General features: G+C 38.4%; 13 protein-coding genes and 2 tRNA genes. 5 read left to right on the top strand and 10 right to left on the bottom strand.

Features of this window, described 5'->3' with window-relative positions; genetic code table 11:
* Positions 1–2 precede the first annotated feature (2 nt).
* From CWC11_RS09335 to CWC11_RS09325, 3 genes are all read right to left on the bottom strand, one after another.
* Positions 3–1,373 (bottom strand): alpha/beta hydrolase, encoded by a 1,371-nt coding sequence (locus CWC11_RS09335; RefSeq protein WP_138682473.1) that lies wholly within the window; start codon positions 1,371–1,373, stop codon positions 3–5.
* Positions 1,363–4,080, bottom strand: a complete 2,718-nt coding sequence (locus CWC11_RS09330) for an ATP-binding protein (protein WP_138682472.1) — start codon at positions 4,078–4,080, stop codon at positions 1,363–1,365. The genes CWC11_RS09335 and CWC11_RS09330 overlap by 11 nt, the downstream gene beginning before the upstream one ends.
* 75 nt (positions 4,081–4,155) lie before the next feature.
* Positions 4,156–4,611 (bottom strand): Lrp/AsnC family transcriptional regulator, encoded by a 456-nt coding sequence (locus tag CWC11_RS09325; RefSeq protein ID WP_138682471.1) that lies wholly within the window; start codon positions 4,609–4,611, stop codon positions 4,156–4,158.
* 134 nt (positions 4,612–4,745) lie between these two features.
* On the opposite strand from CWC11_RS09325, the gene CWC11_RS09320 reads away from it, so the two are divergent.
* Together CWC11_RS09320 and CWC11_RS09315 are read left to right on the top strand one after the other, a co-directional pair.
* Positions 4,746–5,912, top strand: a complete 1,167-nt coding sequence (locus CWC11_RS09320) for a PrnB family protein (RefSeq protein ID WP_138682470.1) — start codon at positions 4,746–4,748, stop codon at positions 5,910–5,912.
* Between the two features lie 4 nt (positions 5,913–5,916).
* Entirely contained in the window at positions 5,917–7,041 is a 1,125-nt protein-coding gene (locus CWC11_RS09315) for an aminotransferase class V-fold PLP-dependent enzyme (protein WP_138682469.1), read from the top strand.
* Here CWC11_RS09315 and CWC11_RS09310 read toward each other — a convergent pair.
* From CWC11_RS09310 to CWC11_RS22815, 4 genes are all read right to left on the bottom strand, one after another.
* A complete protein-coding gene (locus CWC11_RS09310) occupies positions 7,025–7,510 on the bottom strand; it encodes an RNA-binding protein (RefSeq protein ID WP_104641705.1) in 486 nt (161 codons plus the stop codon). The two genes, CWC11_RS09315 and CWC11_RS09310, sit on opposite strands and share 17 nt — an antisense overlap.
* Positions 7,511–8,113: 603 nt before the next feature.
* Positions 8,114–8,206 (bottom strand) — tRNA-Ser (locus CWC11_RS09305).
* 53 nt (positions 8,207–8,259) lie between these two features.
* Positions 8,260–8,350 (bottom strand) — tRNA-Ser (locus CWC11_RS09300).
* Between the two features lie 219 nt (positions 8,351–8,569).
* Positions 8,570–8,710 (bottom strand): hypothetical protein, encoded by a 141-nt coding sequence (locus CWC11_RS22815; RefSeq protein WP_171038411.1) that lies wholly within the window; start codon positions 8,708–8,710, stop codon positions 8,570–8,572.
* A gap of 327 nt (positions 8,711–9,037) precedes the next feature.
* On the opposite strand from CWC11_RS22815, the gene CWC11_RS09295 reads away from it, so the two are divergent.
* The gene (locus CWC11_RS09295) at positions 9,038–9,907 is read left to right on the top strand and encodes a diacylglycerol/lipid kinase family protein (RefSeq protein WP_138682468.1); all 870 of its coding nucleotides are present in this window, start codon (positions 9,038–9,040) and stop codon (positions 9,905–9,907) included.
* A 35-nt stretch (positions 9,908–9,942) separates the two neighbouring features.
* Here CWC11_RS09295 and CWC11_RS09290 read toward each other — a convergent pair whose 3' ends face one another.
* Positions 9,943–10,872 carry a DMT family transporter gene (locus CWC11_RS09290; protein WP_058548809.1) on the bottom strand — a complete coding sequence of 310 codons (930 nt, stop codon included), beginning with the start codon at positions 10,870–10,872 and terminating at the stop codon, positions 9,943–9,945.
* Positions 10,873–10,973: 101 nt separating this feature from the next.
* Between CWC11_RS09290 and CWC11_RS09285 the strand changes: the two genes are divergently transcribed.
* The gene (locus CWC11_RS09285) at positions 10,974–12,419 is read left to right on the top strand and encodes an aminotransferase-like domain-containing protein (RefSeq protein ID WP_138682467.1); all 1,446 of its coding nucleotides are present in this window, start codon (positions 10,974–10,976) and stop codon (positions 12,417–12,419) included.
* A 78-nt stretch (positions 12,420–12,497) separates the two neighbouring features.
* Here CWC11_RS09285 and CWC11_RS09280 read toward each other — a convergent pair whose 3' ends face one another.
* Positions 12,498–13,295: a YggN family protein gene (locus CWC11_RS09280; protein ID WP_138682466.1), complete on the bottom strand. Its 798-nt coding sequence runs from the start codon at positions 13,293–13,295 to the stop codon at positions 12,498–12,500.
* 390 nt (positions 13,296–13,685) lie between these two features.
* On the opposite strand from CWC11_RS09280, the gene CWC11_RS09275 reads away from it, so the two are divergent.
* Positions 13,686–13,871, top strand: a complete 186-nt coding sequence (locus CWC11_RS09275) for a PA3496 family putative envelope integrity protein (RefSeq protein ID WP_082660591.1) — start codon at positions 13,686–13,688, stop codon at positions 13,869–13,871.
* Positions 13,872–13,989: 118 nt separating this feature from the next.
* Here CWC11_RS09275 and CWC11_RS09270 read toward each other — a convergent pair whose 3' ends face one another.
* A complete protein-coding gene (locus tag CWC11_RS09270; protein ID WP_138682465.1) occupies positions 13,990–14,481 on the bottom strand; it encodes a glutathione peroxidase in 492 nt (163 codons plus the stop codon).
* Between the last annotated feature and the right edge of the window lie 248 nt (positions 14,482–14,729).

The raw sequence follows: 14,729 nt of genomic DNA, 5'->3' as shown, positions 1-14,729 counted from the left end.
AACTACTTACCTTTTGTGTGTTCTAGGTTTTTAATAAATATTGAAATTTGTTTTTCCAGCTCGTTAAAATGAGGATTAAAAGTGAGCCGCTGTAATGCAGGATAGTTTTTTAAATTTTCTTTTGTACGTTCACCTAATTGTGGGTGTAGTGTTGTTTTACAGGTTTTATACTGAGCATCGTCGTTAATAAAACTACCACAATTACGATAGGCAGCATTTTCGCCGTAGTGTGGGTTTTGTGGCGAGTTAACAATCGCAATATGCGATATACCATGAATACTTTTACATCGTTTTGTCGTGCACTTTGGGTTTATTACTTTGTAATTAGCAGCAAAGCCTGCAGGCAAAGTATCAGTATTGCCATAAAATACTAAGGTATCGAGTATTTTATATTTAGGCGAGTTACCCTTATGCAGGGCACTTAATAATTTAAGCGAAGCGCGCGTATCAATTGTGGTATCAATATCACTAAGTACACTAAAAATAGGTAGTTTAAGTGCGGAGCGTTTACTTAATTGATCAATACTTACCAATTGCATGGCATCGTATGAGGCTACAGCAGCATGAAAAGGGAATGACTCATACTTAGCAAAATCAATATCAGCGTCTTTATCTATCCAATCTACAAATGGAATAGCGTCTATCCATTTAGCAAGCCAGCCATTTTTATTATGTGGCTCAGTACCAGGTGAATACAACATAAGTGCTTTAATTTTAGGTGATGGCGTTTGCTTTGTTAGGTAATCAATAACGAGTGCTGCCCCTGTAGAATAACCACCTAATATGACTTCATCAAAATCGGTTAAAGCGCGGTTTACTCCATAATTTACTGTTTTTTGCCATTGCTTTACGTCTACGTTTTGTAATGCACTCGCAGCGCTTCCATGGCCGGGTAATAAAAGCGTGCGAACGCTATAACCTTGCTCGTAGTAAATGCGTGCTAAATCGTGATAAGTAAAAGGGGAGTCTGTTAGTCCGTGTATTAACAAGGCAACCTTGTTACTTGTTGGGTGCTTAAGTTCAAAGGGGGCAATAATATCGGCAATATTAGGATTTATGGTTCGTACACCTTGCTTAACAAGTTGTTTGTAGGTATCTGTTATTACAGGGCATGGCACGTTTGCACGCGGGTTTGCTTTATTAATATGATCATACGCATAATCTAAATAGCGCTGAAATGGCAAAAGGGCTTGATAATTAAATGGCTGGTGGGTGTGCTCGTTTTCAAACCTAAACAACCCTTGCTGCTTAGCTTTTAGTATAAAGCTAAAGCTGCTGCTTTGAGTAATGCAGTCTTGAGCTGCAGCAAGGTGAGATAAAATACTTAAAACAAAACCTATACAAACTTTTAAAACTAACCCGTTATTGTTCATTTACTTCTGCATATTGGACAAGGCACTCGGTTAGCTTAATGAGTTCGAGTGGTTTTGCAAGATGTTGATTAAATCCAACAGCACGAGCATGCGCTTTGTCCTCAGGCATCACGTCGGCAGTTAAAGCAATAATTGGCAGCTCTTGTTCTGTTTTAAATTGCCTAATTAGCGCTGTGGCTCTATAGCCATCCATAACCGGCATTTGGCAATCCATAAGTACTAAATCAAAATTTTGTAGTTTTACTGCATTAACAGCAAGCTCACCATTATCTACAATTTTTGGCACTATGCCTAAAGAGCCCAGCATTGCTTTAATCACCATTTGGTTAACAGGGTTGTCTTCGGCAACGAGAATGTCTAGTGATGCAATATTTGTATCTGCATATGCAATTTCAGGTGACTCTTCAGGCTCTGTAGTAGGAAGAGTGATAGCAAGTGTAAAGGTTGAGCCTTTCCCAAGCTCACTTTGTAGAGCTAAATTAGCCCCCATTAGTTGGCTCAGCTCTTTTGCTATTGTTAAACCAAGCCCTGTACCACCAAATTGCCTTGATGTGGAGCTATCAGCTTGAGTAAATGCATTAAATAGTTTTTTATGTTGGCTTGGTTTTATGCCAATTCCCGTATCTATTACATCAATGGTAATTTGTACTTTATTAGCCGCAGTAAATTCACCTGCAATATTTAATGCAACGCTTCCTTCATTTGTAAATTTAACCGCATTACTGCACAAGTTAAGGAGTATTTGCTCTATACGCATTGGGTCGCCAATGTACCACGTGTTTACTGGTAGCTTGCACTCTACTTGCCAGTTTATTCCTTTGTTAAAGGCGTTTTGTTCAAACATATTATTTATACGAGAAACTAATGCATGAAAGTCGAATGATATCGATTCCATCGCGAGCTTTTGCGACTCTATTTTTGATATGTCGAGAATGTCGTTAATTAAATTTAATAAGCTTTTAGATGAGGAGTTTATTTTGTCTAAGTAGCCTACCAATGTTTTAGTGTCGTCGACTTCGCGTGCTAACGACGAAAACCCAATAACAGCATTAAGAGGTGTGCGTATTTCGTGACTCATATTAGCCAAAAATTGGCTTTTAGCTTGATTGGCAAGATCAGATTGCTTTTTAGCTTGCGCCAATGAATGAGTGCGCTCTGCTACTTGGCGAGTAAGCTCTACTTGCTGCTGATTAAATAATAATAAAATAAGTAAAATAAGTGAGCACACAGCGACCTGTAAAATAAGTAGTAGTAATGTAAGTTGGTTGTTGTGCTGGGCTAAAAACCCTTCTTTAAGCGCAAGTTTAACAATCCACCGCTGACCGCTAAAATCAACATTAAAGGTCATTATTCGACTTCCTGAAGCGTGGCTAAAGCCTTTGGAGTTACTATAAAATGGTGGGTTATTAATATCCTCATAAATATTAATAGCGAACATATCTGATTGCGCTTTTGAAATAGCCTGATTAATAATGTTGTCTACTAAAAATACACCCGTTGCATAGCCTTTAACAGGATCAGTTTCATTATCTTGATAGTACACAGGAGCAAAAAGTAAGTAAGCGGGGGTCGGTTCTTTGGTTTGTACGAGCTGAATAATTTTAGTACCTACAGGTTGAAACCTTATAGTCGGGTTAAGTAGGGATTCTTTTCTGTCAGCATTTGAAAACACATTAAAGCCAATCGCTTTTTGGTTACCATTAAATGGCGCTATGTATTTTACAATAACCATGGGGTCGTCTTTTTCTAACGGCTCACCGACTACATCGTAGTCTAAATGGTAAATGTCAGAAATTGTTTGGGTAAACTCTTGGCGCTCGTCTTGTGATATTTTTACATTCCATGAAAGGGCTTTTATAAAAGAATGCTGAGTAAGTAACTCGCTCGCATAAGCGTAAAACTCTTGCTGACTAAGCTGTGAAGACGATTGTACTTGGCTTGCCAAACTCTGCACGGCAATAAGGCTGCGGTTAGTATAACGATAAAGGCTATTTTCAATTACGTGAACTTCTCGTTCGGCTATTTTTATTGTATTAGTGCGATTTTCACTATCGTAAAGCTGAGTTGTTACGGCTACCGATACAAATAAAACACTACACACAGCAATGGTTGGTATGGCAGAGATATGGTATTTACTTGAGGTTTTAGGCAATAACGAGAGTAAAAATGGCGTGGCAATTAATACGCCTAAGGTATCGCCAAGCCACCAATAAATCACGTTTCGCCAATGGTTATCTATACTGTACGCGGGGTTAAACTGGCTAAGTGCAAACACCCCAAAGTTAGCCGATATTAAGCTGGTTATGATTGCGACAAAAACAATAAAATAAATAATATTTTTACGGTTTTTAAAGCGCAGCGGATGGCCAAGCCAATATTTTAAAAGGGCTGCCCCCACCATCGCCTGAATAACAACTCCAAAGGCAATATACATAGCCTCATTAAACGAATTGCCAACAAGTACCATTTCGTGTGCTGAGTTATCAAAAATACTTAAATTAAATGTAATTGCAGCAATAAATAATGGCGGGATGAATCGCCACCACCAAATATAGCACCCAACTAATGCAATGCCGGCAGGTAACCAAATAGGAATAATTTGCGAATTAAAGGCGAGCTTAGTAAGCGTAATTCCAACAAAAATATATGCCAAGGCAAACAAGATGTAAAAAATACTAGAGTGATATTTTGAATTAAAATCTTTCACTTAGGTCCTTGGCAATTATTGTTATTACTTTTTGAATAATCAGTATAGCTAACAGTAGCTTATTTGAGGAATTTTTTATAATGGCAATTGTTTTTTACTAAATGATTGTTTAAGTACTACGGTCGATTCTATATTTGCAATACAGCTCAATCCTCCTAGTTGGTGTTTTACAAACTGCTCATAGCTCTCTAAATCATGAGCTATTATTTTAAGTAAATAGTCATAACTTCCCGATATAACTGAGCACTCTAATACATGGGGGAGCTTTTCTACATGTTGTTCAAATTGCTGCGCTGCACTCACTGAATTTTGACCTAAGCGTACAAATGCATAAACCAAAACATTCAAATTAAGTGCTTTTGGATTAATTGCTGCGTGATACCCCGTAATTACTCGCTCTTGTTCAAGCTTTTTAATACGCCTTAAACATGGAGTGTCTGAGAGATTAATACTATTTGCTAATTCGCTCACGGTTAGACGAGCTTGTGCTTGTAAAGCGATAAGTAGTTGCTGATCTTTTTTATCTAACATGTTTGTTGGCTTTCATTATTTATTTTTATATTTGTAGTGATTATTGCTAACTAAGGCCATTTTTACTAACTTTTTTGACGTTTTACCCTCCTTGAACTCTGCTACATTTAATAAAAAATAATAGAGTACACACAATGAACACACATACGGCTATATTTGACCGCTGGATAAGAAAAGGTTTTGTAGAGATAAATAGCGAGCTTGAAAAGCTTTATTGGCAACAAGCTGATAAAGCAAATGTAGAGGGTATTGGAGAGACACTAAAAGAGCAGTTAGCCCTCGAAGGTAATGCGCTTATTAGTAACTTACTCGCCGAGGGTAACACAGATGAAGGCTTTGATAGCGCTTTTGATTTACTAGGAAACGTAGGGCTTTTTATGGCCGCATGCCGCCGCCATGAAATAACTGAGCCAAGTCGTGAGAGTGCATCACCACTTGTTGAGGCATCAGCATTGGCAATGCATATTGGCGCCTCCATAGGCGTAACTCCTCGCTTTGCAACTGCACATTTAACCACACACAATAAAGCGGTCAATGGTATTTATAAGCGCTTTACTGATCTAGCCGACGAAAAATTATTTATAGATTACAACACTCAAGGTATTTTGGCTTATAAGCGCGCAAGTGATGCATTATTAAAAATAGTACCCTTGGGTATTTCACACCCCTTATGTGGTGAGCTTTTAAAAGTAGTTAAACATGCACTTATTGATGTTATTGAATCTAATAATGCGCTTTATGAGCAGCTAGATACAGAGCGCTTTTTTAATTGCGTACGTCCTTATTACAAGCCATACCGTGTAGGAAAAGAGATTTATAGAGGCGCCAATGCCGGTGATTTTGCAGGTATTAATGTGATCGACATGCTACTAGGAGTATGTAGTGCTAACGAGCCTAGTTACTCACAAATGCTGGTGGATAAATTTTTATACATGATGCCTGAAGATCAACAAATATTGCGTGAAGCAATGCGAATACAAAGCTTTATGGATGATTTCCTACAAGCGCAGCACTATAAAAATACCGACTGGTTTAAATCGCATGCAACGCTATTTATACAAGTATGCAAGTTACATGGAGACACTGCAATCGGTCATCATAATCAGCTAGTAGAAAAATTTATTGCCCAACCTTCAAAAAACATGCAAGAGCAACACATGAGCAAAGTAACAGCAAGCGGGCCGCCACTGCATGTGCTGCTTGATTCGCTTGAAAAACTCAGAGATAGACGTGCTTGCGCTAAGCGCGCTGATATTCAAACGCGGTTTGACGACCTCAATACTTTAAAACAGTGGGTGTAATAACATGTATAAAAATGATTTTTGTATGGCCGAGGGCTGCTATTTACTTAATCACTCAGTGGGGCGAGCGCTCAAAAATACTCAGCAGTACTTAGCTCAGCATTACTTTGCACCGTGGCAAGACTCTAATAAAGAGCCATGGCAACAATGGCTACCTGCTGTTGAGCAATTTACTAAGGCATTAGGGGATTTATTTAACGCGCCGAGTCGCGAATTTTGCCCACAAGTAAACTTATCAAGCGCCTTAACGAAGTTATTGATGTCGCATCCTCAAATACAAAAAAAACAGTGTAATGTACTTATGGCGCAAAGCGATTTCCCTAGTATGGGTTTTGCTATGCAAAAAGCGTTGCCCAAAGACGCAAAAATAACATTTATCCCGGAGTATGAAAATTTATCTGATATTAATGTGTGGGAGCAGTATTTAACTCCAAATATAGATTTAGTTTTTATTAGCCATGTTTATTCAAATACAGGAGTGCAAGCCCCTGTAAACGACATAGTGGCTTTGAGTAAGCGCACTAGTAGTTTATCTATCATTGATGTTGCTCAATCTGCAGCTGTGTTACCGCTTGATTTAACTGCACTTAATGCCGACTTTATGATTGGCTCAAGTGTTAAGTGGTTATGCGCAGGCCCTGGTGCTGCCTACTTATGGGTAAACCCTGAGCAGTTAGCTAGTTGCGAGCCTAAAGATGTTGGTTGGTTTTCACATCAAAACCCTTTTGAATTTAATATACATCACTTTGAATATAACAGCAGCGCACTTAAATTTTGGGGAGGAACGCCCTCAGTTGTCCCCTATATTATTGCTGCAAATAGCATTATGTATTTTGCAAAGCTTGGGGCTAACAAAGTAAGAGATCACAATTTTGCAATGCTAACGCTTATTCATCAGCAGCTAAAAGAGTACGTTGTGTCACCTACACATAGGCAACATTGCAGTGGGACGGTTATTTTAAACTTTGCAAAACGCCAAAATGCAGTGCTTAAAGCGTTGGATGAGGCAAAAATTAGTGTCGATGAGCGAAAGCAGGGGATACGAGTATCGCCACATATTTATAATACGCGTGACGATATTACTCAATTTATTTTAGTTATACACAAAGTGCTTAAGGATTTTGGCTAAGTAGCTGCTTTTGTTGTTTTAAAGCGTTTATTTGCTGCTGCATCTGGTTAATTGAGGCGTCATAAGCCTCTTTTAACGCTGCGGTTTTAGTCGCTCTGGCATCGGCAATGGAAGATGCTCCTAAACGGTTTGCCTGATCTTGAGTTATATAACTAATTTGCTGGGCCTTTGCGGTGTATTCTTTTTGGCTTTGTTTTATTTCCAACTGTAGCTTTTTTATTTCACGATCTATTTCTTGAACTTTTAAAAAATTATCGACGGATGAGTCGGTAATCCCCTTACCTGGCGTTGAGCTTTTATATGCCTCAATCACATTTATTTCTTTAAGGGTGATAACTTGTGCGTCTTTTGCACAAGGTGTTTGGCTAAAAGTAGGCACGCCTTTAATAACACATTTATACACAGTCGTATTTTGTGCAAAGGAAATAAATGGTACTGCACACGCAAGTAGCAATATGAGCCTGATCATAGCTAAACCTAAATTGGCTAAAGTTATATCAATAATGCACTAAGTTATTGTTTGGCACAATTTGTTTAATTTTTATGAGGGATAGAAGGACCTATAGAGGGCGTTTTAAAGGCGGCAATCGTGGATAGCATCATAAATTTATAATCAAGCTAGCGCTTTGCTAATCTATTTATGTGGTATCACTAAATTTTAGGCACAAAAAACCACAATTAAGTGGATTATATATAGTATATGGTGGAGAGGGAGGGATAGACTTGCTTACATCCATGTAATCAATCGCTGCGCGACGCTTGCAGCGGTCTAAAATGTTCCAGACATTTTGTCGAACCCTGTCGAGGGTTCTCACCCTCCCAATTTAGTATTGGTGTTAAATTTTAGGCACAAAAAAACCACAATTAAGTGGCTTATATACAGTATATGGTGGAGAGGGAGGGATAGACTTGCTTACATCCATGTAATCAATCGCTGCGCGACGCTTGCAGCGGTCTAAAATGTTCCAGACATTTTGTCGAACCCTGTCTAGGGTTCTCACCCTCCCAATTTAGTATTGTGTTAAATTTTAGGCACAAAAAAACCACAATTAAGTGGCTTATATATAGTATATGGTGGAGAGGGAGGGATTCGAACCCTCGATAGAGCTACAAACTCTATACTCCCTTAGCAGGGGAGCTCCTTCGGCCACTCGGACACCTCTCCAACGCATAACCGTTTGTATTGATGGAAGTAAAATAATGCCACCAATTAAAATTTGGTGGAGAGATAGGGATTTGAACCCTAGATAGGCTACAAACCTATGCCGGTTTTCAAGACCGGTGCATTCGACCACTCTGCCATCTCTCCGTGACGCAGAATAATACTTAGGTGATACCGCTGTGTAAATAGCAAAATGACTGTTTGCCTAAAAAATGTACGTAAATGAGGTTTTTTTTGTAAATAAAGGGAAATTAAGGCAATTTTTAATAAAATAAAGAGGTTGCAGCAAACAAGAGGAGCTAAATAAGTGACTTAATTTAGTGGTTGGGTGTTTGCTGCACCGAAAAAATAATCATGGTTGGGTGATTATTTATATTGAGCTGCGCCGCTAAGTGCTAGTCTTTTACCAATACGGTTAAGCTTTGCTAGCATTTTTGCTTTGCGGTTAGTTGGCTTTACTGCAACGTGAGTATCGGCTGTTTGGTTTAATGTATTAATTGGGTTCATTACTTTGCTCCGGGTTGTATCTGTTGAAATCGCGTGCATTTTGCACGTTACTTGATTAAAAATAAAGCGATAAAAATTGAGTCTGCAGCATTAGTTAAACTAATCCGAATTGAATTTATTAAGATTCGATTCTGTAAGTGTTTTTGGTTTTATTGCATAGTTATGTAAATTTGAATGGTTGTTTCAGTCTTGCGTACTGGGGTTGTGCCGGTTTTTTACCTTTTGTTATGCATTTAACCCGTTATTTTTTGATTAGTTATTCAGATTAAAAAAATTTAATTAAAGTCTTAATTAGCTCGTTACCTATTTAGAGTTGGATATAAAAGTTTGTCATTACTGATAATTGTTAAACCAAGCATTAAAAAACACAGTAAAAAGTCTTTAAATTGGCTTATAGATACTTGTAAAACACATCAGCTAACTTATTGTACGTTTTTTACTTCAGGGGACTTTGAACATGACCGTGAGCAAATAAAAGCGCAATTAAGTAAGGTCAACAAAGTCGTTGTATTAGGTGGCGATGGTACCTTGCATTTGGCCGTTAACGCATTAATGGGGAGTCATTGTTCTTTAGCGCTGCTGCCCTGTGGTACCGGAAATGATTTTTCAAGAGGGTTTGATTGCCATATAGAGCAATGGCGACAAGCGCTATTTAATCCACCCATCGCAATTGATATAGGAAAAATAAATACTCGTTACTTTATTAATATTGCTGGGGTGGGTTTTGATGCTCATGTAGTAAAAGCTATCAATGCTAAAGCGTGTTTTTCAGCGTTTGATTACAGCTGGATAAGCGCAAAAGAGTTGCTTTATTATAACGCTCAGCAATTAAAAGGAGTATTTGGTAACCAAACGATGCAATACCCTAATTTAATTACGGTGTTTGCAAATCATAAATACTTTGGCGGTGGTTTAAAGATTGCTCCCAATGCAGATTTAAGTGATGGGCATCTTGAGTGTTATCAAATGCGCTCTGGCGGAGTGTTTTATAATGTACTGAGCTTTATAAAATTATTGTTTAAGCGCCACCAACATATTCAAAATCTTACCTATAGCCGCTTAACTTTCGCCGAAATAATGACTCAAGGCTTACTAATAGAAGCGGATGGAGAGCTGGTTGGAGAAACACCAGCAAAGATTAGTGTTCATACTGGTGCTTTACTTTTTCATTGCCCAATAAAAAAGCGCCTACAGTAGGGTAGGCGCTTTTGTGTTAGTTGCGTTAAACGCTTCTAACTGGGGACGGAGCCATTTTTAGCAATTACTCTATTTGCTAAAAAGGCATTAATTTGTTTTGTAGGGGTAAGCACGATGGCATTACCTAAAAGTACTAAGCTAAATCCTGCAAAGGTATTTGCATGCCACTCAAAGCCTTCAAAAAAGCTACTGAGTGTTACCGCAACAAGCGGGAACAGTACAATAACGTAGCTGGCTTTCTCAGGGCCAATATTTTTAAGTAGCGCAAAGTAGCAGCTAAACGCTATTACAGTGCCAAATATTGATAAATAAAGTAATGAAAGCCAGTAACTACTTGGTGCGTTTAAACTAAATTGCACATCGCTCATTAGTACATATAAAACTAAACCAATTGCGCTGTATAACATGCCCCAGGCATTGCCTTGCAGTACACCAATTTGCTTGCGTGAGTTTCTTACGCTTACCATGTTTCCTAATGAAGCCACAAAGGTGCCACTAAGAGCAAGTAGTAACCCGACCAACGCACCATTACTCAAGTCGAACTGCTGTAGTTGTGGCCAAAATAGACACGTTATGCCCAGTACAGCAAGTACTGCGCCTGCATAGATTCGCTTAGATATAGGCTTTCCAAAAAATAATCGTGTATTTACTATATTCATAACCAGCAGCATAGAAAACGCAATTGAGGTCATGGCTGACGTTAAATAGTTTTGCGCCCAATAAAGCATTAAATAATTTAGGCTAAAGTTACATATTGCCAACAGCACAAAAAAACCATGGTCTACTAATGAAAAGCGCATGTCAGGTTTTTTGTACGCTACATATAACCACATTAGCGCGGCTGCGATAGCAAAGCGATATAATAGCGACAGCTCTACAGCAATATCACCTAGCTGAAACTCTATAGCTAGCCAAGTAGAACCCCAAATTAAAACAGTTGTAATGTATAGCGCTGCACTTTTCATTGTCGATCCTAAATACCGGGTGAGTGGTTATTTTAAGAGCTAGCTGTATACTTACCATATACAGAAAAGTAAAAATGTAACCTATACAGATTTGGTGTGCGATGAACTTAAAAACCGTAAACAACAAACCCCCTGAATTTTTATATCAGCAAGTTATTCAACTTATTAAAGATATGAGCGAACAGCATGTTTTGTTGCCCGGTGAAAAGTTGCCATCTCTAAGAAAAATGGCTACTAACCTAAACATAAGTATTCCTACAGTAAAGCAGGCTTATCAAACGCTTGAGGATCAAGGCTTAATAGAGGCAAGAGAAAAATCGGGCTATTTTTTAAAAGCCGTCGCTATAGCGCGCAGTCTTCCTAAGCGTGTAAAGCTAAGCCGGGAACCTGTTATTGTTAATAAACAAGCGCTAATAGAGCAAGTATATAGTGCGATTCATCAAGTTAACGTCGTGCCTTTTGGTATCGCAAACCCCGTTGCGGCTGCCCCAACCGATAAAGCACTTGCGAGAAATATGCGCCGAGTGATGACAATTGCTGGTAACAGCGCCATTAATTATGGCCCAATGGATGGTTTTGTACCGTTAAAAAAGCAGCTTATACATTATTATTTGGGTTTTGGTATAGGTATTAATATAGACGAGCTGGTGATCACTAATGGCGCGCAAGAGGCGCTTGCAATAGCGCTTAAGTGTGTAACAAAGCCCGGTGATGCAGTTGCCATAGAGACCCCGTGCTATCACGGTATTATTGAATTAATAGAAAGTTTAGGCTTAAAAGCACTCGAAATACCTCTGTGCCCAGATAACGGAATTTGGCTTAACGACTTAGAGCAAGCATTAAACGATCACGACATTAAAGCATGTTTATTTTCTACTGCGATTAGCAATCCAGTTGGCAGCTTTATGAACGATAAAAATCGCAAGCAAATGGTAGAGCTAATAGAAAGCCATAACGTGGTACTTATTGAAGATGACGTTTACGGCGATCTATATTTTACCCCACAGCGAGGTACACCTGCACAAACCTATTCAAAAAAAGGGCTCGTAATTAGCTGCTCCTCTTTTTCTAAAACGGCAGCGCCTAGCTATCGTGTTGGTTGGTTAATTGCGGGTAGGTACGCTCAGCAAGCTCGGCGCTATAAGCGCGCTTTAAGTTGCTCAACATCGTTAATTAATCAATGGACGTTATCGGAATTTATTGCCAGCGGTGAATACGATAGAAACTTAAAGGTATTAAGGCAGCGCTTGCGAACGAACAAAGACCGTATGCGCTTTTGTTTACAACAAGCCATGCCAAAAAATACCCGCATAAGTGACCCTCAAGGCGGCTGTGTTATTTGGCTCGACTTAGGTGGCGAGTACGATAGTCAAAAGCTTTTTTTACTGGCGCTTGAGGTAGGCATAAGCATAACGCCTGGGCTTATATTTTCTGCGACGAGTAAATATAAAAGCTGTTTTAGATTAAGTTATGGTGTGCAATGGAGTGAGCAAATGGAGCACGCTATTATTACATTAGGCGAGCTTACTTTATTAGCAAAAAAATAATGTAAATCAGTACATAAAAAAGCAGCATTTAAGTAACCTTAAATGCTGCTAAAGGGATGTTAAATAGGGTTACTTGGGTTACTTAGTTGGTTTAATTGTAAATAACTCATAGCCTTGAAGCTCAGGTAACTGTGCTACTAATTGCTCTTCTTGCTTAGCAATGTCGGCAAAGTTTCCACATAAATCGTTAGCACGTTCTTCAAGTGCATTAGCATGTAGTTCTACTTTTTCTTCTATTTGTGCGCCCATGTTTTCCATGCGCTGCTCAAATGCTTCCATATCACCACCTGAGCCTAATAATTCAGAGCCTAGTGCAACTAAAATACTGCCCATTGATTGCATAACAGCAGACTCAACAGCCGATTCTATTTGATTTTCGAATTGCTGCTCAAAGTTTTCACCAAACTGATTAAAGCTTTGCTGGCCCATAACAAAGGTGCCTTGCTGATAAAAAGTGTTTTCTACCTCCACTTTAATATCGTCCATCAGCTCAGACATATTATCTAAACCATCAATATTAAATGCGTTGCCTACTTCAGCTAGTGCAACACCCGCAATTTTAACGCCTTCTAAAGCTATATTAGCTACTTCAGGTAATTGAGTGCGTAAGCTATCAGAGTATGTGTTTAACGCTGCGCGTTGGTTGCTATTAAGGTTAATTAACTCACCGTTTATAGTTAAATCGCCGTCAGTAGTGAACTGCATGGTGCGATTATTAGCTGTAAAAATTTCTAGTTCGTTTGGCTTAATACGTACATCATTTTTAAATTCAACATTGCACTGTTCATTACTAAATGAAATTGCAGAATCGTTATCGTTGTGAGCCATTGCAGCGGGCGTACAAATTAAAGCACTTACTAATAGTAATTTTTTCATGTTTGTTCTCTACTTTTTTGTTGATGACGATTAACTAATAACAAGTTTGGTGCCAGTTTTATTTATTTATTTTAAACAATGGGTTACGTGTTTGCAGGCGGCTTGATAGTGATGCTTTTATTAAGTAAATAACTATTTTTTAGTCAAATTGGCTAAAAAATAAAAAGTGATAAATTTTATTTATCGATACGATAAAAAACTCTCACTTTCCTCAATTCAAATTTAGCGCTATTTATTCACAATACTGACATGAAGACTATTTACGATAGCTACATGGCTTTATTTTGGTACTAATTTGTAAATCATATTTAGTACTGAACATTTTTAATTTCACCAATTATTGCGATTATAAAATCCTTAATTGGTCTCAAACACTTTATGGAGTGGGTTGTGGGTAAGACATTTAGTTACGATGCGCTAGATGATGATTTTGTTGAAGACGAATACGAAATGGTCGGGCGTAATCAACATGATAAAAACAAGCAAAAAGTTAAGAAAAAGTTGGAAGACTATCTTGAACAAAAACGCTTGCGTAAAAACCTAGGCGAAGACGATTTAAGCGATTACATAGAGTAAATTGTACTAGTAAAAATACATCGCCAGTTTTGTTTAAGTATTTATACGTGTGGTTATAAACATGTTTAACGCTTAGTTTTAACTGGCAATAAAGAGGCTATACGCCTCTTTATTAATTTTACGCCATAATGTTTTTAAGTGCTTTTTGAATGGTTATTTCTAGCTTTTCAGGCTTAATAAAAGGAGCATAGCGTTTAATTGGTGTGCCATCGGCCGCTATTAAAAACTTAGTGAAGTTCCATTTTATTTTACGTGTTAAAAAACCAGGTAATGCTGATTTTAGATAACGAAAAATAGGATGGGTATGCTCACCGTTTACATCGACTTTGGCCGACATTAAAAAACTAACACCGTAGTTAATTAAACAGCCTTGCTCTATTTGGGTGGCGTCGCCGGGCTCTTGCTGACCAAACTGATTACACGGAAAACCCAAAATAACCAAACCCTGGCTTGCATACTTATTATGTAAGGCCTGAAGAGACTCATACTGGTAGGTAAACCCACATTTACTCGCGGTATTTACGATAAGTACAACCTTCCCCTCAAAATCACTAAAGTTAATGGGCTGGCCTTGTAAGCTAGTTGTGCTTAATTGATAAAATTCGTGCATGATTGACGCTTATTATTATTGTTTCAAGCATTCTACTCGCTGATGCATATATCGAAAAGTATAAAGTTTCACCTGCAGTAACAAAAATCTATTAATAAATGTAGGGTTGCTTAGGGCGTGTTGATCTTTACGGATTGAAATTTGTTCAATCTAGAGGCGATTAAATCGCGGCGCGAGGTTTGTAACCTAGTGGGCTATGTAAAAACCGAGTAAAGCTTCCGCGTCCTGCTCACGCCCCTTACCTACAT

It is taken from the genome of Pseudoalteromonas sp. S3178, assembly GCF_005886985.1.
GTDB classification, from domain to species: Bacteria; Pseudomonadota; Gammaproteobacteria; order Enterobacterales; family Alteromonadaceae; genus Pseudoalteromonas; species Pseudoalteromonas carrageenovora.
This window is presented reverse-complemented; position numbering and strand designations above follow the sequence as displayed.

What these genes read in the sequence shown, in the direction of transcription:
- CWC11_RS09310 (WP_104641705.1), bottom strand. Translation starts at nt 7,510, where the DNA reads ATGATCAGGCTCATATTGCTACTTGCGTGTGCAGTACCATTTATTTCC.
- CWC11_RS09290 (WP_058548809.1), bottom strand. Translation starts at nt 10,872, where the DNA reads ATGAAAAGTGCAGCGCTATACATTACAACTGTTTTAATTTGGGGTTCT.
- CWC11_RS09325 (WP_138682471.1), bottom strand. Translation starts at nt 4,611, where the DNA reads ATGTTAGATAAAAAAGATCAGCAACTACTTATCGCTTTACAAGCACAA.
- CWC11_RS09315 (WP_138682469.1), top strand. Translation starts at nt 5,917, where the DNA reads ATGTATAAAAATGATTTTTGTATGGCCGAGGGCTGCTATTTACTTAAT.
- CWC11_RS09320 (WP_138682470.1), top strand. Translation starts at nt 4,746, where the DNA reads ATGAACACACATACGGCTATATTTGACCGCTGGATAAGAAAAGGTTTT.
- CWC11_RS22815 (WP_171038411.1), bottom strand. Translation starts at nt 8,710, where the DNA reads ATGAACCCAATTAATACATTAAACCAAACAGCCGATACTCACGTTGCA.
- CWC11_RS09270 (WP_138682465.1), bottom strand. Translation starts at nt 14,481, where the DNA reads ATGCACGAATTTTATCAATTAAGCACAACTAGCTTACAAGGCCAGCCC.
- CWC11_RS09285 (WP_138682467.1), top strand. Translation starts at nt 10,974, where the DNA reads ATGAACTTAAAAACCGTAAACAACAAACCCCCTGAATTTTTATATCAG.
- CWC11_RS09280 (WP_138682466.1), bottom strand. Translation starts at nt 13,295, where the DNA reads ATGAAAAAATTACTATTAGTAAGTGCTTTAATTTGTACGCCCGCTGCA.
- CWC11_RS09335 (WP_138682473.1), bottom strand. Translation starts at nt 1,373, where the DNA reads ATGAACAATAACGGGTTAGTTTTAAAAGTTTGTATAGGTTTTGTTTTA.